Raw genomic sequence first — 26,118 nt, 5'->3', positions numbered from 1 at the left:
AGGGGGCCGGCTGAGCCGGGCCCCTCCTGACATTAGAACCAGTCGGACTCGCGAACCTCGCGCATCGCCACGCGACGAGCGTCCTTTGTGAGGCGTTGCAGGTAGACCATCCCGTCGAGGTGGTCGGTCTCGTGCTGAAGCATCTGCGCAAAAAGGCCCTCGCCCTCGAGCACAAGCTTCTTGCCGTCAACGTCGATTCCCTCGGCGCGCGCATAGGGGTGACGCATCGCCTCGTGCCAGAGGTTCGGCACCGAAAGACAACCCTCCCCCGTGGGAACGAGCTCACCGCGGACCTCGACAATGCGCGGGTTCAGAATCGCCCCGAGCCGACCGTCAACGTTGTAGCTAAACGCACGAAGCCCAACGCCGATCTGGGGCGCGGCAACACCAGCGCGTCCTGGCACCTTCACCGTGTCGATGAGGTCCGTGACCAGGGCGCGGACGCCATCGTCAATCGCTCCGATGTCTGCGCAGGGCGTGCGCAGAACAGGGTCGCCGTACAGGCGGATGTCGCGGACCGTCATGCGTTCCGGACTCCCTCCACAACATGCGCCGCAAGTTGGCGAGCGGCCTCACGGGTCTTCGCGTCGAGATCGTGGAACGAAATCGCGCTTCCCGTTGCGAGGTGGGCGTCGTGCGGAAGGCGCACGGTGTGGCGAACACGGGTGCGGAAGTGTGCTTCCAGCTCATCCATTCGCACGAGGGGCGTGCCAGCGCTGTCCTGGTTGATCACGACAATCGCCTTGCGTGCCTGCTCTTCGTATCCGTTCGCTTCAAGCCAGGAGATCGTCTCGCTGGCGAGGCGCGCCTCGTCGACACTGAGGCCCGAGACGATCACGAGCTGATCGGCGAGATCGAGCGTTGCCGACATCACGGAATGCACGATGCCGGTTCCCGTGTCGGTGAGGACCAACGAGTAGAAGTGCTCCGCAATACGGGCAACCGCGCGATAGTCGCTGTCGTTGAACGCATCGGCCACATGAGGGTCGGAATCCGAGGCAAGTACGTCGAGGCGCGTTTCATCGCGGACGACGTGCGCCGAAATGTCACCGTAGCCGCGCACCGCCTCATGATCGCGAACGAGGTCGCGGACCGTCTTATCGGATTTTTTGGAGATGCGCTCGGCAAGCGTGCCGCGATCGGGGTTCGCATCGACCGCAACCACGCGGTCGTCGCGAGCATCGGCGAGCGCCATGCCCAATAGGGCCGTGACAGTTGTTTTGCCAACGCCACCCTTGCGGCTGAGAACCGGAACGAAGCGCGCGCGGCCAGGGATCGGGCCAGCAATACGCCCGATGAGTTCCTTGCGGGCCCGAGTCTTCTTACCGTCGCCGAGGTTGATGCCGCCGCCCGTCATCGCGAACAGAATGCGGCGCCATGGGTCTTCCGGTTCGGGCCGGCGAATGGCTCCGGTATCGAGGAGACGATCGGCCGTCAGGACGTCACTGGACTCACGAGCCGTCGACGTAGCAACCTCGCCCACGCGGCGGGCGGTCGGCACGGTGTCCGTCTTCGATTTCTTATCCGTTCCTTCGACGCGCGCGACTTGGACGACCCGGTGGGCGCCGGTCTCGCTCATGGCAGCCGCAACAGGCTCCGCTCCCGGAATCTCAATCGAGGTCGGAACGGCTGTGTCGTCGGCCGCCGACGCGGGCGGTGCGGCGGGGCGCTCCGGGATCACGATTTCGGACGCTGCGATCTCGCGAGCATCCTGGTCCGACGTGACAACGTCCGCGTCGCTGTTCTCCGTCTCACCGGCGTCGTCCGCCTGGTCCGTCAGGTCCTGGTCGTTGTCGATGGTGTGTGCCTCGTCTTCGCTATCGGTGTCGTCGTGATCCGTTTCAGCCTCACGGTCGATCTCATCGGCGTCGCCCTCGGCTTCGACGGCTTCGACGGCTTCGGCTTCGGCTTCGGCTTCGGCTTCGGCTTCGGCTTCGGCTTCAGCTTCGGCTTCAGCTTCGGCTTCGGCTTCGGCTTCGGCTTCGGCTTCGGCTTCGGCTTCGGCTTCGGCGAGGGTTTCATCCCCTGCGTCGTCCTCATGGCCATCGATGACGACGTCGCCAGTCACCGGCTGTTCCTCATCAGTGACCGTCTCGGAATCTTCCGCGCTAGCCGAACGGGAATCGCCGTCGTCGGTGACGATCTCGCCCGTGATGGCAACGCCAACGTCCTCATGGGCGATCTCGTCCGCGGTGACGTCATCATCCTCATCGTCGTCGTCGCGATACCCGGCAGGAAGGCTCACGCGCACCTGCGCCATGCTGCCGAAATCAATCGCCGTCGTATCGACGCCGACCTCGTCCAGCAGCCCATGATCCTGCTCGGCGGGTGACGCGCTGGAATCCTGTGCCACGAATGCTCCTGGGGAAAAATGGGGGCGGGAAGCCCATGGCGGGTCCATCCCGCCCGGGAAAGATTACTCGGACGCGCTGATTGCTACCAACAGGTCTCCTGCTTCCACCTGTTGCGTAGAGGCGATCGCGACACGTTCGACGGTGCCGGACAGCGTCGCGTTAATCGCCGCTTCCATCTTCATCGCCTCGATGGAGGCGATGGGAGAACCGGCTTCAACCGTGTCGCCCGGCTGGACCTTGAGCGTGACCACGCCTGAGAACGGCGCAGACACATGACCGGGATTGCTGCGATCGGCCTTCTCCGCTTCGTGGACTTCCACGTCGACGGACAGGTCTCGGGCTTCGATGGGACGGAGCTGCCCATTGAGAGTAGCCATGACCGACCGGGTGCCCCTGTCGTCGACGTCGCCGATCGATTCGAGACCGATGAAAAGTTCGACGCCCTTCTCCAGCTCGATGGCCGCCTCGCGGCCGTGTTCGAGTCCATACAGATAGTCGAGGGTGGCGACCCCGGAAAGATCGCCGTAAATCCGACGGTGCTCTTCGAAAGCCGCGGTGGGCTGCGGGAACAACAAGCGGTTCAGCGCCTGCCGACACGTCGCCGAATCACCGCGCAATGCGGCTTCATCTTCCTCTGTCAGCGCCGTGACGCCGCGCTGAACCGAGCGCCCAGCGAGCACCTTCGACCGGAACGGCTCCGGCCACCCTCCGGGAAGTTCTCCGAGTTCGCCGGCCATGAAACCGACGACCGAGTCTGGAACGTCAAACTTCTCGGGGTTCTGCTCAAATTCGTGGGGGTCGGCGCCTGCGGCGACAAGGTGAAGCGCGAGATCACCGACGACCTTCGAGGACGGCGTGACCTTGGGGATGCGTCCGAGCATGCGGTTTGCCTCCGCATACATGTCTTCGATTTTCTCGAAGTGATCTGCCAGACCGAGGGCGATCGCCTGCTGGCGAAGGTTCGACAGCTGCCCGCCCGGAATCTCGTGCGTGTAGACCCGGCCCGTCGGCCCAGACAGTCCCGACTCGAACGGTCGGTAAACGCGGCGGACAGCCTCCCAATAGGGCTCAAGGTCGGCAACAGCCTGCAGATCGAGTCCGGTATCGCGTTCTGTGTGCGCCAAAGCTGCCACGAGGGCCGACATCGGGGGCTGACTGGTTGTTCCCGCCATTGCCGAGCTGGCAACGTCAACCGCGTCTGCCCCGGCCTCGCTGGCAGCGAGAAGGGTGGCGAGCTGGCCGCCTGCCGTGTCGTGTGTGTGCACGTGAACGGGCAGATCGAAGCGATCCCGCAGCGCCGTGACGAGCCTGGTCGCCGCAGCGGGACGCAACAGGCCCGCCATGTCCTTGATCGCGAGAATATGCGCGCCAGCGGAGACGATGTCTTCTGCGAGGCCGAGATAGTACTCAAGCGTGTACAGATCTTCGTCGGGGTTCATCAGATCGCCGGTGTAGCACATCGCCACCTCCGCGACCGCGGTTCCGGTTTCCCGAACAGCGTCGATCGCCGGACGCATCTGCTCAACATCGTTCAGAGCGTCGAAGATGCGGAAGATGTCAATGCCCGCGTCCGCGGCTTCGCGAACGAACGCTGTTGTCACCTCTGTGGGGTACGGGGTATAGCCCACCGTATTCCGGCCGCGTAGCAGCATTTGGATCGCAACGTTGGGAAGTTCTTCGCGGAGGCGCGTCAGACGCTCCCACGGGTCTTCGCCGAGGAAGCGCAGCGCAACGTCGTATGTCGCCCCTCCCCATGCCTCCACGCTGAGGAGCTGAGGAGTGGTTCGCGCAACGACCGGAGCAACTTCGAGGAGGTCGCGCGTGCGGACGCGGGTTGCGAGAAGCGACTGGTGCGCATCCCGAAAGGTCGTGTCTGTCACCGCGAGGGCGGTCTGCTGGCGAAGCGCCCGCGCGAATCCCTCGGGACCGAGCTCGCGAAGCCTCTGGCGACTCCCCTCCGGCACGGGCAGGCTGCTGTCATAGACAGGCAGCTTCTCTCGGGGATCGGCTCCCGCCGGACGATCACCGTAGGGCTTGTTCACCGTGGTTTCGGCCATCCACTTGAGGATCTTCGTTCCACGGTCTTTCGAGGCACGGCCGCGCAGAAGCTCGGGGCGCTCGTCGATGAACGATGTCGACAGGTCTCCAGCGATAAACGAGGGGTCATCGAGAACGGACTTGAGGAACGGAATGTTCGTTGCGACACCGCGGATACGGAACTCCGCAAGCGCTCGACGCGCTCTCGCCACGGCAGACGGATAGTCGCGACCGCGCACCGTCAACTTGGCCAGCATCGAGTCGAAGTGCGGCGACACCTGCGATCCGGCGGCGGTGGTCCCACCATCGATACGAATACCCGCCCCACCGGGCGAGCGGTAGGTCGTAATTCGTCCGGTATCCGGCCGGAACCCCTGAGACGGATCCTCGGATGTGATGCGGGTTTGCATCGCCTGTCCGTGCAGAACAATCGTGTCCTGGGAGAGGCCAAGTTCGGCGAGCGACTCACCCGAGGCAATACGCATCTGAGACTGCACGAGGTCGACGTCCGTGACCTCTTCGGTCACGGTGTGCTCCACCTGGATGCGGGGGTTCATCTCGATGAAGACGACCTCACCGGCTCGCGGCCCGGAGGTCTCGAGGAGGAACTCGACCGTGCCCGCGTTCTGGTAACCGATGGACTCGGCGAAAGCGACGGCGTGCCGGTGCAAATCTGCGGCAATAGCCGGGTCGAGGTTGGGCGCCGGTGCCAACTCGACAACCTTCTGGTGACGACGCTGAACGGAGCAGTCTCGTTCGTACAGGTGGATCGTCGACCCGTGGGAGTCGGCAAGGATCTGCACCTCGATGTGCCGAGGGCGCAAGACCGCCTGTTCCAAGAACATCCGGGAATCGCCGAACGCGCTGCCCGCCTCACGCATCGCCTCTTCGAGCGCAGGGACGAGCGCCTCGGGCGCATCAACGCGGCGCATGCCGCGCCCGCCGCCGCCCGCAACGGCCTTTGCGAACAGGGGGAAGCCAATATCATCGGCCTGCGCGACAAGCGAGGCGACATCATCGGTCGCCTGCGTCGAGCGCAAAACCGGGACACCTGCGGCGATCGCGTGGTTCTTCGCCGTGACCTTGTTTCCGGCCATCTCGAGAACGTGTGATGGCGGTCCGATGAAGGCGATTCCGTTCGCGGCCGCCTTCGCGGCAAGCTCAGGGTTTTCCGACAGGAAGCCATATCCCGGGTAAATCGCATCGGCTCCGGAGTCCACCGCGACGCGAACGATCTCGTCGATATCGAGGTAGGCCCGAACCGGCTGACCCGGCGTTCCGATCTGGTAGGCCTCGTCGGCCTTCAGGCGGTGCAACGAGTTTTTATCCTCAACGGGGTAAACAGCCACCGTCTTCGCGCCGAGCTCATAGGCCGCACGGAAAGCACGAATCGCGATCTCTCCGCGGTTTGCGACGAGCACTTTCGAGAACATGCGCCTCCTCTAAGAAGAGATTCTGCCGAAGACTCTCGGCGGTCCGGGACGGCACTCAGCATAGATGACGGTAGCGTTGTGCATGTGCACGTACTCAGCGTCAGTTCTCTTAAGGGCGGCGTCGGTAAAACGACGGTGACCCTGGGCCTCGCCTCTGCGGCCTTCGCCCGAGGCATCCGCACGCTTGTCGTCGACCTGGACCCACAGTCCGATGTCTCGACGGGCCTCGATGTACAGACCGCGGGACGACTCAACATCGCGGATGTCCTCGAAAACCCGAAGGAGAAGACTGTCCGCCAGGCGATCGCCTCAAGCGGGTGGACGAAAGTGCATCCCGGCACCATCGACGTTCTGCTCGGGAGCCCGTCCGCCATCAACTACGACGGCCCACATCCGTCGGTTCGCGATGTCTGGAAGCTCGAAGAGGCACTCGCGATTATCGAGGACGAATACGACCTCGTCCTCATCGACTGTGCGCCCTCGCTCAACGCCTTGACGCGAACAGCATGGGCAGCCAGCGACCGTGTCGCCGTCATCACCGAGCCCGGCCTGTTCTCGGTCGCCGCCGCAGACCGTGCCCTGCGCGCGATTGAAGAAATCCGCCGGGGTCTTTCCTCTCGCTTGCAGCCCCTCGGAATCGTCGTCAACCGCGTGCGTCCGCAGTCGGTCGAGCACCAGTTCCGCATCAAGGAACTGCGCGACATGTTCGGTCCGCTCGTTCTCGAGCCACAGCTGCCGGAGCGCACCTCGCTGCAGCAGGCGCAGGGCGCCGCCAAACCGCTTCACGTGTGGCCGGGTGAGTCGGCACAAGAGCTGGCAAGCGACTTCGACGAGCTTCTCGACCGCATCGTCGAAGCAGGACACGTTGTCGTGCCGAAAAACGGCCCGCAAACGGCGTAGTTTTCGCCTCACAGAAAAGCGGCCCCGATCTTTCGATCGGGGCCGCTTTTCTGTGAAGTGATGGGTTACATGTTGATCATGTGACCGGCGAGACCGTGGAAGGCCTCCTGCAGCGCCTCGGACAGCGTGGGGTGCGTGTGCACGTTCCGCGCCGCTTCCTCGGCAGTGAGGTCCCACTTCTGAGCAAGCGTCAGCTCGGGCAGAAGCTCGGAAACATCGGGGCCCACCATGTGTCCACCGAGCAGCTCGAGATGTTCCGCATCGGCGATCAGCTTGACGAAGCCGATGGGCTCGCCGAGGCCGTTGGCCTTGCCGTTAGCCGAGAAGGGGAACTTCGCGACCTTGATCTCGTGGCCCTCGGCCTTTGCCTGCTCTTCCGTGAGGCCGAAGCTGGCGACCTGCGGCGAACAGAAGGTGGCACGCGGCATGTTGCGGTAGTCGCCAAGCGTCATCGTTTCGGCGCCAGCAATCGTTTCTGCCGCGACAACGGCCTGGGCCTCAGCAACATGGGCGAGCTGCAGCTTGGCGGTGACGTCACCGATCGCGTATACGCCGTCGACGTTTGTGCGCATGTAGTCGTCGATCGCGATGGCGCCGCGGTCTGTCATGGCGACACCGGTCTTGTCGAGGCCATAGCCATCGACGTTGGGGGCGAAGCCAACGGACATCAGCACCTTGTCGGCGTCGATCGCGCCCTCAGAACCGTCCTTCTTCTTGTAGGTCACGTGCACGCTCGAGCCGTTGTCCTGCACCTGCTGAACGCCGGTCGATGTGAGGATCTCGATGCCGTACTTCTTGTACTGCTTCGCGATCTCCTTGGACACATCGGCATCTTCGTTGGGAAGAACACGATCGGCGAACTCGACGATCGTCACCTTCACGCCGTAGTTCGACAGCACATACGCGAACTCCATGCCGATAGCACCGGCGCCAACGATCACGATCGACGAGGGCAGCTCCCGCGTGAGGATCTGGCTCTCGTACGTGACCACGTTGTCGCTGAGCGTGACGCCCGGCAGCAGACGCACGGTGGAGCCGGTGGAGATGATCACGTTATCGGCGGTGACCCGCGCGGTCTGACCATCGCTCTGTGCGACGTCGATCGTCTTCGCATCGACGAAGGTTCCGCGGCCGTTGTACTCGTCGACGCCGTTCTTCTTCATCAAATAGTGGATGCCCTTGACGTGCGTCTCGGCGACCTTGCGGCTGCGGTCGAACGCCTTGCCATAGTCGAAGGAGACTTCGCCAGAGATGCCGAAGAAGTCGGCCTTGTGCGTGAATGTGTGGGCGATCTCCGCGTTCTTGAGAAGCGACTTCGACGGGATGCAGCCAACGTTCAGGCAGACACCGCCCCAGTACTTCTCTTCGATGATCGCTGTCTTGAGTCCGAGCTGGGCGCTGCGAACGGCCGCGACGTAACCGCCGGGGCCCGCGCCGAGAATGACGACGTCGTAATGAGCCATGTGCCCAGCCTACTGTCCCCGTGGCACACAGTTCCCCGTGATCAGCTTCTGCGCGCGCGCAGAATCATGGTGACAATCGCAATCAGCAGCCCGAGGACCACGACACCGGCCACAACGGCGATGATCGCGCCCGTCGAGAGCCCGCCCTGATCCGCATCGGAATCATGGTCCGCCTCCGCGTCGACGCTCGGCGTGGCGGACGGAGTCTGCTCACGCTCCTCGTCGGGAATCTCCGTGGGGGCAGGGTCCGCGGTGGGCGCGATGACGCCTTCCGTCGGCACGGGAGTCGGTGCGGTCGCTTCTTCTGCCTCGAAGGTGAACATCTGGCTTCCGACGTGGCCGTCGTTGTACAGAACGCGCCACACAACGGTGTACACACCGGCGGGCGCGGCAGAGGCATCGAGTGCCTGCGTCACGGTCGGGCCGGCGACAACGGCAAAGCCGTCCGAATAGTCGTGGCAGTCTCGCATGTCTGCGCGTCCGGGATCAGCAACGAGCAGCCCCGCGTCCTCGCAGGAGGCGTCGTAAACGACGATCTCGGTTGTTCCGTCGCCGGGGCTGGCGGGCGGAACGAGATCCTCGCTGAACGTCAACGAGACCTCGTCTGGCAGATGGGTGACGGTGCCGTCGGTGTCCGGCGACGTCATGATGAGTTCGGAGTGTGCGGCCGCGGGCGATGCCACCAGCATCGGACCAAGAGCGGCGGCGCACAGGGCCGCGATGGCAACCGCGGCGGCTCGACGGACGGGGACACGGGCGGGACGGTCGCGTTCGATCACACCCGCCACAGTACGCGGAATGCGCTCTGGGCTCCCCGAAACTCGCCACGCCCGGGCTGCGAAAAACCGCATGAGAGACGGACATACGGAGCAAGAAACGTTGCAGATCCGTTAGGCTTGCCGGAACGAAAGGAGCGCGCGTGTCTGACGAGCAGTATGTACCCACGGCCGCCGCAACACGGCGTGTCCCCAGCGTGGCCGGGCACGACGGATCTGGCGATCACACGCAGACGTTCGGGCAAGACTCGGACCTGTCGTTCATCCCCTTCTCGGGCGACCTCAGTCAGCCTGAGCTCGACGCCATCGCCGCGCTTCCTTCCGGAGCCGCCCTGTTGCTCGTGCGCTCTGGCCCTAACGCGGGTGCGCGCTACCTGCTGGATTCGGATACAACGTCCGTGGGCCGCCACCCCGAGGCCGACATCTTCTTCGACGATGTCACCGTCTCGCGCCGTCACGCTGAAGTGACCAGGGGCCGCGTCGGATTCGAGATCGTCGATCAACGCTCGCTCAACGGCACGTATGTCAGCGGTGAGCGTGTTGATCGCGCAACGCTGCGCAACGGTGACGAGGTGCGTATCGGAAAGTTCCGCGTCGTCTTCTTCAGCTCCCCGCGCGACCTTCCCGGGGCCACCGACTGATGCCGGCGGCGGCCGCGGAAAGCGGGGCTGCCGCGCCGCTCCTCTCGATCGGCCAGGTCCTCTCGAAGCTGTCGGGAGAATTCCCTGCCCTGACGTCGAGCAAACTCCGTTTTCTCGAAGTGCAGGGAATCGTCTCTCCGCAGCGCACGTCATCCGGATACCGCAAGTTTTCACCGGGGGATGTTGAACGGCTTCGTCTCGCGCTCACCCTGCAGCGCGACCACTATTTGCCGCTCAGCGTTATCCGCGAACACCTCGACGGCGCCCCGTCGGGTGACGCCCCGCGGCAGCCCGATGTGCCGGAATCGATCCACCCGACGGCGAGAACTTACTCGCGCGCCGCACTGCTCGAAGCAGCCGGTGCGCCCCCGCAACTCCTCAACGATGCGTTCAGCCTCGGTCTTATCTCCCCCGCCGAGACATACGACGACGACACTGTTGCGCTCATGCGCTCTCTCGTTGCGCTTGATCGTCACGGCATCGACCCGCGGCACGTTCGCGCAATGCGCCAAAGCGCCGAGCGCGAGGTCGCTCTGATCGAAGCAGCGCTGTCATCCCTGCTAAGCCGTTCTGACACGCGCTCGCGCGCCCGTGCGAGCGAGCTCGGCCCGCAGCTGGCAGACCGTCTCGACGAGGTTCGGTCGCTGTTCGTTCGACAGGCCCTCGTCCGCGTCCTTCCGGAGTGATCTCGGCGGGCGATTCGCGCCCCCGTTCCGATTTCCTCCCGCGCGAGATTCGAACCCTCCGTACATACGGTCACGGAAGATAACGCTTGACCGACACGCCGCCAGACGATCGGCGGATGTCTCCCTCCCGGCGCACGAACGGTCGTAATGTGGGGATGACCCGGAAGGAAGGACGATCATGAGCGCGGGTACCCCCCACGAAAACGGTCTCACCGTCGACCTTCTCTTCACGGATGGTCTGCCCCAGATGGATCCCGACAAGGGCTATCGCGGTGCGATCGCCGCCAAGGCTGTCGGCATCACCTACCGTCAGCTCGACTATTGGGCGCGCACCGAGCTTGTTGTCCCCACCGTGCGCGACGCAAAGGGCTCGGGATCGCAGCGTCTCTATGGCTTCCGCGACATCCTCGTCCTCAAACTCGTCAAGCGGTTGCTCGACACCGGCATCTCGCTGCAGCAGATTCGCATTGCCGTTGAGCAGTTGCACGCATCCGGCATCCGAGATCTCGCCAGCACAACGCTGATGAGCGACGGTGCCTCTGTCTACCTCTGCACATCTGATGACGAGGTCATTGATCTCGTCAGTCGTGGCCAGGGTGTTTTCGGCATCGCGGTCGGCAAGGTGCTGCGCGAAGTGGAGTCGCGTCTGATTGAGTTCGACGCGACATCGCCCGACCCTGTCGATGAGCTCGCGGCCCACCGCCGCAAGAAGACGGCGTAGAGCCGCTCTACATCGACTCGAGCTCGCGGCCCTTCGTCTCTTTGACGAACTTGATGACGAACAGCAGCGACAGCGCTGCCATCGCGGCGTAGAGACCGTAGGCGAGCCCCAGCCCCGCCTGGGCCAGGCTGGGGAACGTCAAGGACACCGCGAAGTTGGCCACCCACTGAGCGGCCGCGGCCACCGAGATCGCGTAGGCACGAATCCGGTTGTTGAACATCTCCCCGAGCAGTACCCAGACAACGGGGCCCCAGCTCATCCCGAAGAACACGACGTAGAGGTTTGCGGCAACAACCGCGACGATTCCCGCGGCACCGGTGAGAACGGGCTGTGTCGCCCCGTCAATCATCGTTGTGGGAGCCGTACCGAAAACAAACGCCATCGTCGCCAAGGTCAGAAGCATCCCGATGGAACCGATCAGCAACAGTGGGCGACGGCCGATGCGGTCGACAAGAAGAATGGCAACGATCGTCGTGGCGATGTTCACAACCGAGGTGATCACGCCGGTGAGCAGCGCGTTCGATTCATCGAACCCGACCGCTTCCCAGAGCATCGTCGAGTAGTAGAAGATCACGTTGATTCCGACGAGCTGCTGGAACAACGACAGGGCGATGCCGATCCACACGATCGGTGCCAGCCCGAAGCGCGGGCCGCGAATAACCCGAATCGACTGCGTGGCCTCGAAGTCGAGCGAGGACTGAATGGTCTTCACGATCTCTGTCGGTGTGCCGCCGACATATCGTCCGAGGACCGCTTCGGCCTCAACCGTGCGGTTCTTACTGACGAGGTAGCGCGGCGACTCGGGGATCACCGACGCGAGAATGCCGTAGATGATCGCGGGAACGGCCTCGACGATGAACATCCAGCGCCACGCCTCCAGCCCCAGCCACAGCGTGCTTCCCGCGCCGCCCGCCGCCTGCGCCAGCATGTAGTTGCTGAGGAGGGATACGAAAATTCCGATGACGATGGCCAGCTGCTGCAGGGAACCGAGCCGTCCGCGAACGTGTGACGGGGACACCTCCGCGATATAGGCCGGCGCGATCACACTGGCCGCGCCAACGCCGAATCCTCCGATGAAGCGGAACACGGTCAGCGATGTGATGTCCCAGGCCAGGCCGGAGCCGATTGCCGAGATGAGGAACACGATGGCGGCGACCTGCATCACACGAACGCGCCCGAAGCGCGCCGAAATGGGGCCGGCGAACCACGCGCCGAACGCGCATGCGAGCAAGGCCCCCGCGACAGAGAATCCCAGCAGAACCGGGCCCGCTCCGCTCCATTCGCCAACGGCGCCGACCGCGCCGTTGATCACGGCGGTATCGAAGCCGAACAGAAAGCCACCCATCGCCGCAGCAGCGGCGATGAACACGACGCGTGACATCGGCGGCGTCGCAGCCGAGGCGCCGGGAATCTTGTAATTAGTCATGCGAAGTCCGCTCTGAGTCGCGATCGAACCGGCGCTCCTTCGCGCCGTGGAACGAGCATTTCGTGGTTGACATGGTCCGTCAAGCCGTCGTCCAGAATAACGCGGGACAGCCCGTGAATCGGCTCACAGGCCGAGTGCGCGAGCGAGTTTCGAGGCGCTTGACGGAGCCGTCGCGCCCGCCGCGATCGCCCGTTCCGCGACAGCGGCGAAAAATGCCTCAATATCGTCAGGGGCTGCGGGGCCAAGTTCCATTTCCCATTCGCACCATGCGCGTTCAACGCCCCGTCGAAGGTCCACGGTAGAAACGCGATCGGCGGCGAACTCGGCGACAACGCCACCGGCGCTGTCGCGCAGTTCGTAGGCCGTACGATCGTTGACGATCTTCGCGAGCGGTGTGAACTCGGTGCTGTCCGTCCACGTTGCGAGCGCATCGCGCACGTCCTGCGGCACGTCGTCTGTGAGCGTGAGCGGCCACTGCATTTCGACGCGCCCACCGTCGATCAGCGGCCCCTTAATGTGCCACCCTGCGTCGGGCCCGCCCGTGCGACGCCGCACGGCCACACCGCGCCGCCCCAGCGCCAGGTCTTCTGTGTCGAGGTACAGGGCGTCGAGGTGACGCTCGTCCCCCGGTGACACCGTGTGAACGCCGGGGACACCCGTCCAGTCGGGCACCGGAGTGCCGGGGGCTACGTCGAACTTACGCTCGATCTCACGGGAGCTGATCGCAGAAGCCATGCGACGAATCTACCGCGCGTTCTCTCGCATTTTCGTGCGCTCTTCCCGCTCGGCATCACGCGCCGCGAGAAGCTCGTCCTCGGCAACACGCAGGTTGCGCTGCGCTGTGCGCACCGCGCGCTGTTTGAAGGTATCGGCGCCATACCGCTCGCCAACTCGATCACTGGTTTCTTCATGCGTCACGACAATGTACGCACACGCGATCAGGATGACCTGCGCGGAGAGGTTGAACCACAGCAACAGCGCAATCAGCGATGCGAAACCGGCGAGGAGCGGATTGCTGGTGGCCCCGCCGACGAAAAGACTCGACGCCTGTTGCAACACCACGAGCCCCGCGGCGCCGACGAGCGCTCCGGGCAGGATATGGCTCAACGGCGCCTTCACTCCGGAGAGAAGCCAAAACAGCCACCCGACGATCACCGCGTCCAGAACGAAGATGATCAGAACCGTGCCGAGCCAGGTGAACACGGTTGTTGCCCGGCCGCCCGTCCAGCCGAACGCGTCCAACAGGGTATCGATGAACGTCGAGCCGAGAACGGACAGAACGGCTGACACGATGAGAAGAACGCCGATCGACAGCGCAAACAAGAGATCGCGCACGCGCAAGAGAAGAGCCGAGCCGCTCTCATGCCGAGTGCCGGCGATCGATCGCACCGACATGCGCAGATTGCCAACGGCACTGACGAGTGCCCAGACCAGCGCAAGAATGGACGCGACACCGGCCAGCCCGACGCCCGCCGACATCAGATCAGCGTCCTCAATGTCGATGAGGGCACCGCTCTCGCGGTCGCCAACGAGGCCCGGGATCACCGAATTAACCATCTCGATCAACGCATCCCACAGATCGCTGCGCCGTGACAGCCACAGAGACGCAGCGGAGAATCCCAGCAGAACCGCGGCGAACACCGCGAAGAGCGCGCGGAACGTCACGGCCGCGGCGAGAAGACCACCACGGTGGTCGCTGAACATCAGCGCCGCTCGGACGATGCGCAAGCGCAGCACGCGAGTGATGAGCGTCTGAATACCGCCGACTGCCTTCGACATGCGGTCAACGCTATCGGAATCGCGGCGTCATGTCAGCGCAAGCCCGAGGCACGCGCCGATGAGCATCCAGGGTCCGAATGCGATATGCGTCCCGCGCGTTGCCAGCCGCGCCAGAAGAAGCACGACCGACGCGATTCCCCCCAGGACGAACGCAAGCCCGGCACCGACGACAAGCGCCGCCCACCCGTCCCACGCGAGCAACAGGCCGAGGGGAATCGCGAGCTTGACGTCGCCGCCGCCGAGTGCACCTCGCGACCCGGCACGTAGGAGAAGGTAGAAGCCGCCCAACGCGATGCCGCCCGCGACGGAACGGACCAATGCCCCAAGGTCCGCCGTTGCCAGCGACAGAATCAGGAGGGCGATCACCACCCCCGCGGTGAGAGGCAGAACCATGATGTTGGGGAGGCGGTGCTCCATCACATCGACATAGATCAGCCGCGCTGACACGCAGAAAAACGTGGTCTGCGTTATCAGGAGAAAAACGTCGGCTGGCAGCACGCCATCAGGCTAGGCGCCACACGGGAGGTGGCAGAAAAGCCTGTGAATAACGCCGCCTACTCCCCCACGCGGTTGCGCGTCCGCATGGCCCGGTCGGCCTCGCGCTTATCTTGACGCTCTCGCAGGGTCTGACGCTTGTCGTACAGCGTCTTACCCTTGGCGAGGCCAATCTCGACCTTGGCACGGCCATCGACGAAGTACAGCTTCAGAGGGACCAGCGTGTACCCGCCCGCGGCAGCCTTTTGCCCCAGTTTGACGATCTCGTCCTTGTGCAGCAGCAGTTTTCGCTGGCGCTTGGCGGCGTGATTGTTCCAGGTGCCCTGGGAGTACTGCGGAATCGACACCTGGTCGAGCCAGGCCTCGCCGCGATCGATGTACGCGTAGCCATCCGTGAGGTTTGCGTGGCCAGCGCGCAACGACTTGACCTCGGTTCCTGTCAAAACAAGACCGGCCTCGTACGTCTTCTCAATCGTGTACTCGTGGCGCGCACGACGATTGAGCGCGATGACTTTTTCGCCCTTTTCTCGGGCCATGCGCGCACCTCCTGATGCGTTGTCGGACAGCCCTTCAGCCTATCAGGCGCGCAACCACCGACGAATCGCGAAGCCAGCGGAGAGCGCCGCGAGAACAACGCCGAACAGAATGATGATGGGAACAACAACCCATGCCTCGGCAACTCCGATCCAGGGGATCGCACCGGCCTCACGCGCCAGGTACTCCTGCACCCCGAAACGCACGCCGGCGATAATCGCGGCGCTCGCCAGGGTTGCTCCGAGGAGTGCGGCAAGGACGCCCTCGAGAACAAAGGGAGTTTGGATGGTGCTGTTCGAGGCACCAACAAGTCGCATAATGCCCACTTCACGGCGCCGCGCATACGCCGACAAGCGGATTGTTGTCGCGGTCAGCAAAACGGCCGAGATCAGCATCAGCGCAGCGATGCCCACCGCAATATACGTGGCAATCGTCAGCGTGGCGAACAACGGGTCCAGGTAGGCGAGCTGGTCCGCCACCTCTTCAACGCCCTGCACACCGCTGAACGCCTCGCGGATCACTGCCGTGTGCTCGGGGTTGATGAGGTTCACGTGGAAGATCGCGCTCGTCTGCTCGACCGTGAGAAGTCCGGCGATCGACTCGTCGAACGTCTCGAGGAGCGAGTCATACGCTTCCTCCTGCGATTCGAAGTCGACGCTTTCGATGAGCGGCGCGAGCGTCGATCCGTCGAGTTCGTCCTGCACGCCGGATATCTGCTCATCACTGGCGATCCCCTCCGTGCAGGTTTCGCCATCCGAAATCGACGAGCACATGTAGATGTCCACCTGTGCGCGGTCTTCAAAGTAAGCGTTGGTCTTCGCGACCTGTGCCTGCATGAGAATCGCGGCACCGACGAAGGTGAGAGAGACGAACGTCACCAGGATGACGGAGACGACCATCGATGCGTTGCGACGAAGGCCTTGGAATGCCTCCGAAAGGATGAGTGGCACGTTCACGAGGTCGGCCCCACTTCATCGTCGCGGCCGGAAAGGCCAAGGCGATCGGCCATTCCGAGCTCGTTGACGTCGACGTCGTGGCGCGGAATGGACGATGTCTCAGCGTCGGCTTCTGCGGCGTCCTCGACCGGCTCATTGTCCTGTGCGCTGGCGCGCACGGCCTCGGGGGCGAGCCTTTCCAGTTGCTCACCCTCGACCTCGCGCTGAACCTGGAGTGCGGCGGTGAGCGCGGCGATCGCCGATGCGCCCTTGACGGCCTCGGGCTTCAACGTCTGCACAACCGAGGTGTCGCCATAGGATCCGTGTCGTTCGTCGCGGACGAGCTTGCCATCGACGAGCTGAATCACTCGGCGCTGCATTTTGTCGACGAAACCGGCCTCGTGCGTCGCCATCACCACCGTGGTTCCCGCAGCGTTGATGCTCTCGAGCAGACGCATGATCTCGACGGACGTGCCGGGGTCGAGGTTACCGGTCGGCTCGTCGGCAAGAAGCACCTGCGGCCTATTGACGATCGCACGAGCGATCGCAACACGCTGCTGTTCACCACCGGAAAGTTCGTGAGGGAACCGCTTGCCCTTGTCCGCGAGACCAACGCGTTCGAGAGCCTCGGGGACCGCCGATCGAACGACGGCACGCGGGCGACCGATGACCTGTAGCGCGAACGCGATGTTCTGCGCAACAGTCTTCGAAGGAAGCAACCGGAAATCTTGGAAAACCGAGCCGATGCTGCGGCGAAAATAGGGTGTGCGGCGGTCGCTGAGGCTTCGGGTGTCCCTGCCGAGAACGAGGACACGCCCCGTTGACGGGACACCCTCGCGCAGCATGAGCCGCAGGCAGGAGGACTTGCCGGAGCCTGAGGCGCCGACAAGGAAGACGAACTCGCCTCGCGCGACCTCGAAATCTACGCTGTCGAGGGCGGGGCGCTTCGTACCGCGATACCGCTTGGTGACGTTCTCGAACCGGATCATGACCCCACGAGATTACGCGCGCGTCTCGCTGCTCAGCGGATCGACACGGCGGACCGGCGCCATCCTCAGGACGTGTTCAATTCCGGCGATCGCGTCGTCCCTGTGCGCAATCACGATCACTGTCATGTCGCGCCGCGCCGCAATCGCTCGACGAACCGCCGCCTGCGTCGCGGGGTCCTGATGGCTTGTGGCCTCGTCAAGGACGAGGACCCGCGGAGAACGGGCGAGGGCGCGAGCGAGGCTGAGCCGCTGACGTTGCCCACCGGACAGGGAGAGCGCATCCTCGGAGAGCTTCGCGCGGAGACCGTCGGGATGTGCGCGAACGTCGTCGGCGAGCGCTGCATCTTCCAGGGAGCGCCAGGCCTCGTCCTCGGTGAGGCGTGAGTTTCCCAGGCGGAGATTGTCGAGAACAGTTCCCGCGATCAGCACGGGACGCTGTTCGACGACGGCGATGGCGGCGCGGAGATCAGCAAGGGAGATCTGGCGCGTATCGACGCTTCCCTGCGCACCCGTGAGCACGATGGTTCCCTCGTCGGGGTCGCGCGCACGAACAAGAAAGCTCACGAGCGTCGATTTTCCGCTTCCCGATTCACCGACGATCGCGAGGCGTCCGCCGGCGGGAACGTTAAAGCTGATGCCGTCCACGACGCGTTCCCCGGAGAATGCGTGACCGAGGTCCGCTGCCGCCACGCCGAGGGGGCCGTTCGGAAGCGCTAGCGGTTGACGCGTATCGACCACAGAAGGCTCACGGCGCAGGACATCGAGGTAGCGTCGCGCCGAACCAAGTGCGTCCGGAAGGGTGCGGGCGAAAGCAGCGGTCGCGGAGGCGGCGGGCGCGGAACCAATCACGGCAAGCGCGGCGCCAACATGCGCGACAAGGTTGTCCGGACGAGCGACCGCAATAATCGCGATGGCCGCGGCGAGGGGCCAGGCGAGATCGATTGCGGCGCGAGGGGCCTGGACGCGGGCGCCGGCTCGCAGGGATTGCGTCACAACATCCTCTTCGCGGCCCAGTCCGCGAAGCCGAGTCTCCTCGGCGCCCATGCTCCGGATTTCTGCGAGACCTGCCTGGTCTTCCGCAAGATGACGAGCGATCCGCGAGCGTGCCAAAACGGCATCGTGCGATGCTTTCGTCGCTGTGCGTGCGCCGACGAGCGGAACAACGACCGCCCCGACGATGTATGCGCCCGCTGCGATGAGAGCCGGCCCTTCGCCCGTTGTCATGGCAATGCTGATGACGACACTGCCGGGGACGATAACGGCTGCCGCCGCCGGCACGATCGTATGGGCGAAGAACACTTCGACCCTGTCGATGTCGCGAGTGGCGATGGCCGTGAGCTCACCGGACTCCGCGCTCTCGTCCGCGGGCGTCAGCGGCGCAACGGCATCGAAGAAACGCAGCCGCATATCGGCGATGAGATCGAACGCTGCTCTGTGGCCGAGATAGTGCTCGAGGTACCGAAACGCTCCCTTCGCCGCCGCAAGCGCGATGAGGACCAGCGCCGTCGCGACGAGGTGGGGCGAGGGATGGGAGACCGCCAGCCAGGGGATCACGAGCAATGCGACCCCGATGAGGAGATTCAGCACGCGCGCGATCAGCGATCCCGCGAGCCACGGCCACGCGGGCCGGGCGATGCCGACGAGAGCGCGAATCATGCGGGCCGCCCTTCCGTGATCTGCGCAACGCGGCCCTCAGCAAGCGTCACGATGCGATCGGCGCGGGCCGCCTCGTCCGGCCGGTGGGAGATCATCACGACAGCGTGGTCTCGGGCGAGATCACGGAGGGTGTCGAGAACGAGGAGGGATGTCACGGGGTCGAGATTCGCGGTGGGCTCATCGGCGACAATCACGGGGCTTCCGGTGAGCAGGACCCGGGCGATGCTGATCCGCTGCGCCTGTCCGCCGGAGACACCGCTGGCGCCCTCCCCAACGCGTGTGTCGAGCCCGTGAGGCAGTTCGTGGCCGCCGCGAGAGAAACCCGCGCGGCGGAGCGCGGCGTGAAGAGTCTCGTCTCCCGCGTCCGGGGCCGCGAGGTGCAAGTTCTCACGAACGGTTCCTCTGAAGAAGACGACACGTTGCGGAACAGTGGAAACGGCGCGCCGAAGCTGGTGGGCAGAGGCGGGTTCGCCGCCGAGCAGGATGCCGTCGGCCGCGATGAGTCCCGCTATGGCCATGGCGAGCGAGGACTTTCCCGCGCCCGAGCGGCCGACGATCGCGAGCAGTCCACGTTCGGGAATCGTCAGGTTGACCCCGCGTACGGGGAGGGCTTCCCCCCGACGCACATGAACATCGTCAAGCGTGATCGTGACGCCACCGCGCATCTCCTCCGGCGCGTCGGCCGGGAGATCATCCCGGGCAGGGTCCTCGAGAAACGCCATGACGCGGTCTCCGGCAGCTCGTCCCGCGAGGCCGACGTAGAACGAGCGGCCGAGCCGGTCGACCGGCTCCCGCAGCAGTCCAGAGAGAAGAAGAAGGGACACGGCCGCTCCGGGCGTCAGCCACCCTGCCGCTGTTCCTGCCACGGCAAATGTCCCCAGCACGGCGAGAACGACGATGCCGAAAAGCGCATCGGTGGCCAGAATCACCAGCTGATTGCGGCGCAAGAGGCGCATGACTTCCTGCCGTACCGCCTCGGCCTGTTTCGCCAGCCGTTCCCGGCGAGAGGGGACGGCGCCGAGCGCCCGCACCGTGTGGCGCACTCGCATGGACTCGAGGAACGTCGCCGTGAGACGGCCGGACAGCATGCGGTATCGGCCGCTCGAGGCTCGGAACCGGGCGAAGAACCAGGCCACCATCGGCGGAATCACTGCGGTGCAGACGGCGAGTCCCACGGCCAGACCAGCGGATATCGCCGCTCCGATGATGAGCAGGACGACAACGGGGACGACGAAAGCCGCGACGAGCGGACCGAGAAACGCCGTGCGATAGTGCGCAAAGCGCTCGACCTCTTCTCCGGCCCGTGCCACAACCGTTCCGGCCGGCACCGCGCTGTCGATCGGCTCGGCGAAACCTTTCCGTGCGACGCGTTGACGCCACCGTGCTTCTTCCCGTCCCTGCGCCGCCGGCGGTATGTATGCCTCCGCGCCCGCCGCGAGAGCCGCGACGAGGAGGAGACCCGCAGCGAGGGCCCACGTCACGCCGGCAGGGGCACTCTGCGCGATGAGGTCAATTCCTCTTCCGGTGAGGAGCGCGGCGCACGCGAGCGCTGCGGAGCGGACGACGGCGAGGGTCACGACACCCCAGCCGGAACCCGGGAGGTCGCGTAGCGTGCGGAAGAACATCAGGCGTCCATTCTCCCCTGCCGGCAGTTCTGGTCCGTACGTAACATTCCGGTCGACACTCGTCTGCGATGTGCGGCAGACTGACGCCATGACGACCTCCGAGCCCCTCGTGTCTGACGATCCCCGCGCGATGCGAAGCAGGCAGCGTCTTCAGGAAGCTCTGCACCGCCTTCTTCCCACGGCGGCACTCGGTGAGATTGGTGTGGCCGAGCTGTGCCGGGAAGCAGGAGTTCACCGAACGACGTTCTACGGCCACTATGCAACCGTTGGTGACCTCGCTGCCGATGTGTACGCGGAGATGATTGACCAGGTGAGTGCCGTCGACGCCGACAGTGACCTCACAGCGCAGGGCGTTGTGCGGGTTTACCACGAGACGATGGTCGCGATTCTCGTCCGGGTGATGCGCGAGCGCGACGCGATTCGTGCTCTGTTCGAGTCGTCGGTTTCCATCGGTTTCCGCCGCCGTCTGCGCGAGTACTACGTCGGTCGCGTTTCCGTGGCGATCGACACATTGCGCAGAGCGAACCTTGCGGCCCCCGCGCACGCCGAGGTCGCGGCCGCGTTTATCGCTGGCGGGCTGGTGAGCGCCATCGAGTCGTGGGCGTTGTCGGAAGAGACGGATGCTGATTCCTTCGCACGCGCGATTCTGGAGAACATGCCGGTCTGGTGGCCGGAGCACAGCCTATGATCATCCCGAGATTGTTTCGGGGAGGTTTCGGAGAGATCACATGATCAGATCCGCTCTCCGAACGGCAGCGGCGGCCACTCTCGCCACCGCGCTCGTCGTTACGGCAGCGACACCCAGCCTCGCCAGCACAGGAGAGGGGGTGACGCCCCCTCCCCCGCGCCCCTCACTTCTCCCGCAGAAGACGGCCGCTATGTGGTTCTTCTGACGGACGAACCTCTCGCGCCTACCTCGCGCACCTCCGCAACGAACAACGCAAGATCGCCCGGGACAACGGCATTGAGCCAACGCACGAATACGGCGTGACCGTCAACGGTTTCAGCGCCGAGCTGACGGCCAAACAGGTCTCCGAACTCCGTGCCAACGACGCCGTTCTCACGGTTGTGCCCGATGAACTGCACAAGCCGACGGCACAAACGGGAACCGACTTCATCGGCCTTGGCGACGATGCCACGGGCACCGGAGGCGTCTGGGACCAGCTCGGTGGCATCGAGGCCGCCGGCGAGCGAATCGTCGTTGGCATTATCGACACCGGAATCGCCCCTGACCACCCCTCGTTCGCAGGGGAACCGCTCTGAACCGAGCCCGTGAAGACCACCTCGTCGAAACCCAGTAACGGCAAGGCAAAGGGACACAACAAGGGCAAGAGAGCTCGCGCGGCGACATGTCGCAGGGCTCGGTGCGCTCTATCTCGGTGAGCACCCGAACATGGCACCGGGCGATATCAAATCGGCTCTGATGACCACGTCCTACAACACGCTCGATGGCGCGGGGAACCCCTTCACCGATCCCTTCGCCCAGGGCGCAGGACACGTTGATCCGACCGCGATGTTCGAGCCCGGTCTGGTCTACAGCAACGACACCTCCGACTGGCAGGGCTATCTGCAACCGCACGCGCCGGTGTCCCTGGCATCGACGTCGTGGTGTCGCCGTCCGTTCTCACACTCGCCGCGGGCGAGAGCGCCGACATCCAGATCACGTTGACCGCTGGCTCTGCTCCGGCCGAGCAGTGGGCAACCGGCTTTTTGACCTGGTCGGGCGGCACGAACGACGTCCGGTCGCCTGTTGCGGCCTTCCCGGTCACGGCGGATGCCCCGGCCGAGGTCTCCTTCACGGGCGTCTCGGGAACAGGTGACGTGACAATCGTCTCGGGAATCTCGGGCGACATGCCGCTGCGCGTGGCCGGTCGCGCGGCGGAGCAGACCGTCGCCTCAGGTACGCAGGATTCGATCCGCCACACCTACACGGAGGTCACAATCGAGGAGGGGACGAAGCGTGCCCGCTTCGACCTTCTGACGGACGACGAGCAGGGCAGTGATAGTGCCGGCGAGGGTGAGCTCACAGCGCAGCCGAATCCCCTGACGGTCTCGCAGGGCGCTGAAGCGACCTACGAGGTCTCCTGGAGCGGACTGACGCCGGAGACGACCTACTACGGCGTCGTCAGCTACGCCGATTCCGATGTCGCGACGATCGTGAAGGTCATCGCCTCTGAGTAACTAACGCGGAGAGTGCCCCGGACGGAGACAAACCGTCCGGGGCACTCGTCGTTTCACCGTTGTGTCTGAGCCGCACGAACCCGCAATTCGCGGGCAAGGTGATCACGCTGCTCGATCACCAGACGCCGCAACGCGCCAGGCGCATCTTCGTGAGCAGCGAGCCACGCGTCGACAGCATCGGTCGAGTCTCCTGACGGGAACATCCCCGTCACCAGACGCCGAGATATCTCGATCGACCGCGACTCCCATACGCCAATGAGGCGCGCGAAGTAGTCGTCATCACAGTGCTGGGTCAGATCGCGTCGTCCGCCCGCGCGGAACCCGGCGATGACCGCAGCTAGATGATCGTTCGACAACGAGGTGTCCTCCCACGCGGACGTCCATGCGGCCGCCCTGACCTCGCGTTCGGGGAGCGACGCGTGCGCCTGGATCGCTTCCGTCCGGCCCGACATCGTATTGTCGCTTTGCCGTTCAGCCTCAATGTCCGCGCCTTCCACCCGACCGGTTGCGGCGAGCGCCTGCGTCCAGATCCACCGCAGATCCGCATCGAAGGGAAGCCCGTCCGGCCCCGCCTGATCACCGATGAGAATCGACCGCATGTCGTCGGCGCGCGCGGCGTCGAATGCCGCGGCGTGGCCGACCGCGCGCGCCCACACGAGCTGTCCATCACTGCCGGCAGCCGCGCCCTGAAGCCCCTGCCAGGCCGCGTCGAGCCACGTGGCGGAAGCCGCGTCCCTGTCGGCGTCCGCGACGTAGTGACGCACGGCGAACAGTGCATTCGCCAGCACCCCGGTGAGCAGGCCGACATTGGTCTCCGCGTGTGCGTGCCGCGCGACGATGTCGAGGAACCGCGATGCCGCCAGTTCGCCGTCGCGGGTGGCGTTCCACAGGGCAGACCAGATCAGGCCGCGGGCGAGAGTGTCGTCGAGCGACGACAACGACCGTTCGACGGTCCGCAACGATCGCTCATCCAGCCTCACCTTGGCATACGTCAGATCGCCGTCGTTCAGCAGAATCAGATCGGACTCTTCGCCGTCGATCTGCGGCACGCTGATCGACGTTCGCTCCTGATGAATGTCCACATCGATGCTCTCGCGCCGCACGAGCGCGCCGTCTTCTTCGCGGAACAGCCCGACGCGCAAACGGTGCGGCCGCGGGTCGGTCTGGACGATGTCCCGCGCCTCGCCTGCCCCCTCGAGTGAGAGGGTCGACATTCCGGTGGTCTCCAGCCAGGCGCGTGACCAGGCACGAAGGTCGCGTCCCGATGTTTCCTCCAGGGCGAGCAGAAGATCCTCGAGCGTTGTGTTGCCGTAGGCATGGCGAGCGAAATAGATCTGCGCGCCGCGGAAGAAGGCTTCCTCGCCGACATAGGCGACGAGCTGCTTCAGAACGGACGCACCCTTTGCATAAGTGATGCCGTCGAAATTGAGCTTGGCGGCCTCCAGATCGGGAATATCCGCGACGATCGGGTGCGTGGTCGGAAGCTGGTCCTGCTGATAGGCCCAGGCCTTTCGCCGGTTCGCGAACGACGCCCATGCGTCATGAAACCGGGTCGCCGCGACGGAGGCGTGAGAGCCCATGTAGTCGGCGAACGATTCCTTCAGCCACAGGTCGTCCCACCACTGCATCGTCACGAGGTCGCCGAACCACATGTGCGCCATCTCGTGGAGGATCGTGTTTGCACGCCCCTCGTGCTGAGCGTCGGTCGCGGCTCCGCGGAAGATATATGCCTCGGTGAACGTGACAAGTCCCGGGTTCTCCATCGCACCGAGGTTGTACTCGGGGACGAAGATCTGATCGTACTTGCCCCACGGATAGTCGAAAAGGAACGCATCGGTGAAAAAGTCGAGGCCCTGGCGGGTGATCTCAAGGATGTTCGCGGCATCGAAGTGTTCGGCCATCGATGCCCGGCAGAACGCTCCGAGCTCGACGCTGTGTCCAGCGCGCGTCCACTCCCCCGTGACCCGGTGATACGGGCCGGCGGCGACGGCGGTGATGTACGACGAGATCGGGAGCGTCGGAGCAAATTCGATGGTCTGCGTCGCCCCTCCTCCTGTTGTCACAACGGGCCGTTGATTGCTGAGAACGCGCCAACCGGTGGGAGTCGTGATGACGAAGGTGTACCTGGCCTTCATATCGGGTTGTTCGAAACAGGCCATCACCCGCCGAGAATCGGCCGGTTCGTACTGTGTGTACAGGTAGGTTTCGCCGTCGGCCGGATCAACAAAGCGATGCAGGCCTTCTCCCGATCGGCTGTATGCCCCGCGTGCTTCGACGGTGACCTCGTTCTCGCTCAGCAGACCGGACACCGTGATGCGCGCACCATCCCAGACAACGGGGTGATCAGCGCCATTCACGATGACGCGGCTGACCTCTTCTCCGAGGAAGTCAATCCACGTCGATTCTGCTGTTGCGTCAAACCGGAGGGTTGTCGTTGTGAGAAACCCGGTGGTGTCGGCATCGGGCGCCGTCGTCAGATCGAGTTCGACCCGCGCGTCGTGAAGGGTGATGGACGATGACCTGGCCGCCGTTTCTTCGCGGCTGAGGTTGGCGGCATTGTGTGCGCTCATTCCCCCATCGTAGGAACACGCGAGGTTTTCCTCAGCTTCGCAATGAGCCCGTGGCGCGGGGCGAACATCCACACCGCGACAAACACCGTGCCCTGGACGAGCACAACGAGGCCGCCGGAGGATGCGTCCAGCCAGTAACTGAGATACAGACCCGTCACCGAACAGGCGGCGGAGATCGTCGGAGCGATCACGAGCATTCGGCCGAAGCGGTTCGTCAGCAGGTAGGCGGTCGCGCCGGGAATGATGAGCATCGCGACAACGAGAATCACGCCGACCACCTGAAGCGCGACGACCGAGGTCAGGGCGAGAAGGCCCAGAAGAATGGCCGCGAGCAATCGCGGGTTCAGCCCGATGGCATGCGCGTGTGTGCGGTCAAACGCGAACAGCTCGAGGTCGCGCCGCTTGACCACGAGAATCGTGAAGCTGATGGCCGCGATCACCGCGATCTGCCAAAACTCGGCCGGGCCGACGCCCAGGATGTTCCCGAAGATGATGTGTCCGAGGTCTGTCTGGCTGGGCGTCACCGATACCAAAACGAGGCCGCCCGCAAAAAGCGTCGTGAAGACGATGCCGATGGCGGCATCTTCTTTGACGCGTGTCGTCCCGCGAATTGCGCCGATCGTACCGACCGCAAGGAACCCGAACGCAACGGCGCCGACAGCGAACGGCCAACCGAGGATGTATGCGATGACAACGCCGGGGAGAACCGCGTGCGAGACCGCGTCTCCCATCAGCGACCACCCGATGAGAACGAGCCAGCACGACAAAACGGCGCACACAACGGCCGCGATCACGGTGGTCGTGATGGCGCGCAGCATGAATTCGTACTGCAAGGGCTCGAGGAGCACATCGAGAATCATGCGAGATTGCCTTTCGTCACGAACCGTCGCCGCGGAGAAAACCGAGAGCGGACACGC

General features: G+C 64.6%; 24 protein-coding genes. 8 read left to right on the top strand and 16 right to left on the bottom strand.

The annotated features are described in order from the left end of the window. Nucleotides 1-32 precede the first annotated feature (32 nt). The 3 genes from G6N81_RS12235 to G6N81_RS12225 form a co-directional block, all read right to left on the bottom strand. A complete protein-coding gene (locus tag G6N81_RS12235; RefSeq protein WP_165137451.1) occupies nt 33-524 on the bottom strand; it encodes a peptide deformylase in 492 nt (163 codons plus the stop codon). Continuing rightward, the gene (locus tag G6N81_RS12605) at nt 521-2,353 is read right to left on the bottom strand and encodes a MinD/ParA family ATP-binding protein (RefSeq protein ID WP_241244988.1); all 1,833 of its coding nucleotides are present in this window, start codon (nt 2,351-2,353) and stop codon (nt 521-523) included. Before G6N81_RS12605 ends, G6N81_RS12235 begins: the two co-directional genes overlap by 4 nt. 63 nt (nt 2,354-2,416) lie before the next feature. After that, nucleotides 2,417-5,824 (bottom strand): pyruvate carboxylase, encoded by a 3,408-nt coding sequence (locus tag G6N81_RS12225; RefSeq protein WP_165137448.1) that lies wholly within the window; start codon nt 5,822-5,824, stop codon nt 2,417-2,419. 84 nt (nt 5,825-5,908) lie between these two features. Here G6N81_RS12225 and G6N81_RS12220 point away from each other — a divergent pair, with 84 nt between their 5' ends. Continuing rightward, nucleotides 5,909-6,724 carry a ParA family protein gene (locus tag G6N81_RS12220; protein WP_165137445.1) on the top strand — a complete coding sequence of 272 codons (816 nt, stop codon included), beginning with the start codon at nt 5,909-5,911 and terminating at the stop codon, nt 6,722-6,724. A 65-nt stretch (nt 6,725-6,789) separates the two neighbouring features. On the opposite strand, the gene lpdA is transcribed toward G6N81_RS12220, so the two are convergent. Continuing rightward, entirely contained in the window at nt 6,790-8,187 is a 1,398-nt protein-coding gene (lpdA, locus tag G6N81_RS12215) for a dihydrolipoyl dehydrogenase (protein WP_165137442.1), read from the bottom strand. Nucleotides 8,188-8,228: 41 nt separating this feature from the next. Beyond that, nucleotides 8,229-8,966 (bottom strand): copper resistance CopC family protein, encoded by a 738-nt coding sequence (locus G6N81_RS12210; RefSeq protein WP_165137439.1) that lies wholly within the window; start codon nt 8,964-8,966, stop codon nt 8,229-8,231. Nucleotides 8,967-9,160: 194 nt separating this feature from the next. On the opposite strand from G6N81_RS12210, the gene G6N81_RS12205 reads away from it, so the two are divergent. The 3 genes from G6N81_RS12205 (at nt 9,161) to G6N81_RS12195 (ending at nt 11,011) form a co-directional block, all read left to right on the top strand. After that, a complete protein-coding gene (locus tag G6N81_RS12205) occupies nt 9,161-9,604 on the top strand; it encodes an FHA domain-containing protein (RefSeq protein ID WP_165137937.1) in 444 nt (147 codons plus the stop codon). Beyond that, complete coding sequence (gene ftsR, locus G6N81_RS12200) at nt 9,604-10,290, top strand: transcriptional regulator FtsR (protein ID WP_165137436.1); 687 nt, start codon at nt 9,604-9,606, stop codon at nt 10,288-10,290. Before G6N81_RS12205 ends, ftsR begins: the two co-directional genes overlap by 1 nt. Before the next feature lie 178 nt (nt 10,291-10,468). After that, complete coding sequence (locus tag G6N81_RS12195) at nt 10,469-11,011, top strand: MerR family transcriptional regulator (protein WP_165137433.1); 543 nt, start codon at nt 10,469-10,471, stop codon at nt 11,009-11,011. A 7-nt stretch (nt 11,012-11,018) separates the two neighbouring features. On the opposite strand, the gene G6N81_RS12190 is transcribed toward G6N81_RS12195, so the two are convergent. The 9 genes from G6N81_RS12190 to G6N81_RS12150 form a co-directional block, all read right to left on the bottom strand. Beyond that, nucleotides 11,019-12,437: a sugar porter family MFS transporter gene (locus G6N81_RS12190; RefSeq protein ID WP_165137430.1), complete on the bottom strand. Its 1,419-nt coding sequence runs from the start codon at nt 12,435-12,437 to the stop codon at nt 11,019-11,021. Between the two features lie 123 nt (nt 12,438-12,560). Further along, the gene (locus G6N81_RS12185; RefSeq protein WP_165137427.1) at nt 12,561-13,172 is read right to left on the bottom strand and encodes a CYTH domain-containing protein; all 612 of its coding nucleotides are present in this window, start codon (nt 13,170-13,172) and stop codon (nt 12,561-12,563) included. A gap of 9 nt (nt 13,173-13,181) precedes the next feature. Continuing rightward, the gene (locus G6N81_RS12180; protein WP_165137424.1) at nt 13,182-14,216 is read right to left on the bottom strand and encodes a YihY/virulence factor BrkB family protein; all 1,035 of its coding nucleotides are present in this window, start codon (nt 14,214-14,216) and stop codon (nt 13,182-13,184) included. A 27-nt stretch (nt 14,217-14,243) separates the two neighbouring features. Next, nucleotides 14,244-14,714, bottom strand: a complete 471-nt coding sequence (locus G6N81_RS12175; protein ID WP_165137421.1) for a prepilin peptidase — start codon at nt 14,712-14,714, stop codon at nt 14,244-14,246. Between the two features lie 56 nt (nt 14,715-14,770). Continuing rightward, nucleotides 14,771-15,247 carry an SsrA-binding protein SmpB gene (smpB, locus tag G6N81_RS12170; protein WP_165137418.1) on the bottom strand — a complete coding sequence of 159 codons (477 nt, stop codon included), beginning with the start codon at nt 15,245-15,247 and terminating at the stop codon, nt 14,771-14,773. Nucleotides 15,248-15,289: 42 nt separating this feature from the next. Next, nucleotides 15,290-16,201: a permease-like cell division protein FtsX gene (gene ftsX, locus G6N81_RS12165; protein ID WP_165137415.1), complete on the bottom strand. Its 912-nt coding sequence runs from the start codon at nt 16,199-16,201 to the stop codon at nt 15,290-15,292. After that, complete coding sequence (gene ftsE / locus G6N81_RS12160) at nt 16,198-17,169, bottom strand: cell division ATP-binding protein FtsE (RefSeq protein ID WP_165137412.1); 972 nt, start codon at nt 17,167-17,169, stop codon at nt 16,198-16,200. Before ftsE ends, ftsX begins: the two co-directional genes overlap by 4 nt. Nucleotides 17,170-17,181: 12 nt before the next feature. Beyond that, nucleotides 17,182-18,825: an amino acid ABC transporter ATP-binding/permease protein gene (locus G6N81_RS12155; protein WP_165137409.1), complete on the bottom strand. Its 1,644-nt coding sequence runs from the start codon at nt 18,823-18,825 to the stop codon at nt 17,182-17,184. Beyond that, entirely contained in the window at nt 18,822-20,450 is a 1,629-nt protein-coding gene (locus G6N81_RS12150; RefSeq protein ID WP_165137406.1) for an ATP-binding cassette domain-containing protein, read from the bottom strand. The genes G6N81_RS12155 and G6N81_RS12150 overlap by 4 nt, the downstream gene beginning before the upstream one ends. 88 nt (nt 20,451-20,538) lie before the next feature. Here G6N81_RS12150 and G6N81_RS12145 point away from each other — a divergent pair, with 88 nt between their 5' ends. The 4 genes from G6N81_RS12145 to G6N81_RS12130 all read left to right on the top strand — a co-directional run bounded on the left by G6N81_RS12145 (nt 20,539) and on the right by G6N81_RS12130 (nt 22,631). Beyond that, a complete protein-coding gene (locus G6N81_RS12145; protein WP_165137403.1) occupies nt 20,539-21,138 on the top strand; it encodes a TetR/AcrR family transcriptional regulator in 600 nt (199 codons plus the stop codon). Between the two features lie 40 nt (nt 21,139-21,178). Then, the gene (locus G6N81_RS12140) at nt 21,179-21,343 is read left to right on the top strand and encodes a hypothetical protein (protein ID WP_165137400.1); all 165 of its coding nucleotides are present in this window, start codon (nt 21,179-21,181) and stop codon (nt 21,341-21,343) included. Between the two features lie 94 nt (nt 21,344-21,437). Then, the gene (locus G6N81_RS12135; RefSeq protein WP_241244987.1) at nt 21,438-21,713 is read left to right on the top strand and encodes a protease inhibitor I9 family protein; all 276 of its coding nucleotides are present in this window, start codon (nt 21,438-21,440) and stop codon (nt 21,711-21,713) included. A gap of 342 nt (nt 21,714-22,055) precedes the next feature. Further along, on the top strand, nt 22,056-22,631 hold the full coding sequence (locus G6N81_RS12130; RefSeq protein ID WP_165137397.1) for a hypothetical protein: 576 nt from the start codon (nt 22,056-22,058) through the stop codon (nt 22,629-22,631). A gap of 53 nt (nt 22,632-22,684) precedes the next feature. Here the strand turns inward: G6N81_RS12130 and pepN are convergent, their stop codons facing one another. Together pepN and G6N81_RS12120 are read right to left on the bottom strand one after the other, a co-directional pair. Further along, nucleotides 22,685-25,201, bottom strand: a complete 2,517-nt coding sequence (gene pepN / locus G6N81_RS12125) for an aminopeptidase N (RefSeq protein ID WP_165137394.1) — start codon at nt 25,199-25,201, stop codon at nt 22,685-22,687. Next, complete coding sequence (locus tag G6N81_RS12120; protein ID WP_165137391.1) at nt 25,198-26,061, bottom strand: metal ABC transporter permease; 864 nt, start codon at nt 26,059-26,061, stop codon at nt 25,198-25,200. Before G6N81_RS12120 ends, pepN begins: the two co-directional genes overlap by 4 nt. Between the last annotated feature and the right edge of the window lie 57 nt (nt 26,062-26,118).

The sequence above is a fragment of the Microbacterium amylolyticum genome (assembly GCF_011046975.1).
GTDB lineage: Bacteria > Actinomycetota > Actinomycetes > Actinomycetales > Microbacteriaceae > Microbacterium > Microbacterium amylolyticum.
Note: the sequence above shows the minus strand (reverse complement) of the source record. Positions and strands in the feature narration are given on the sequence as shown.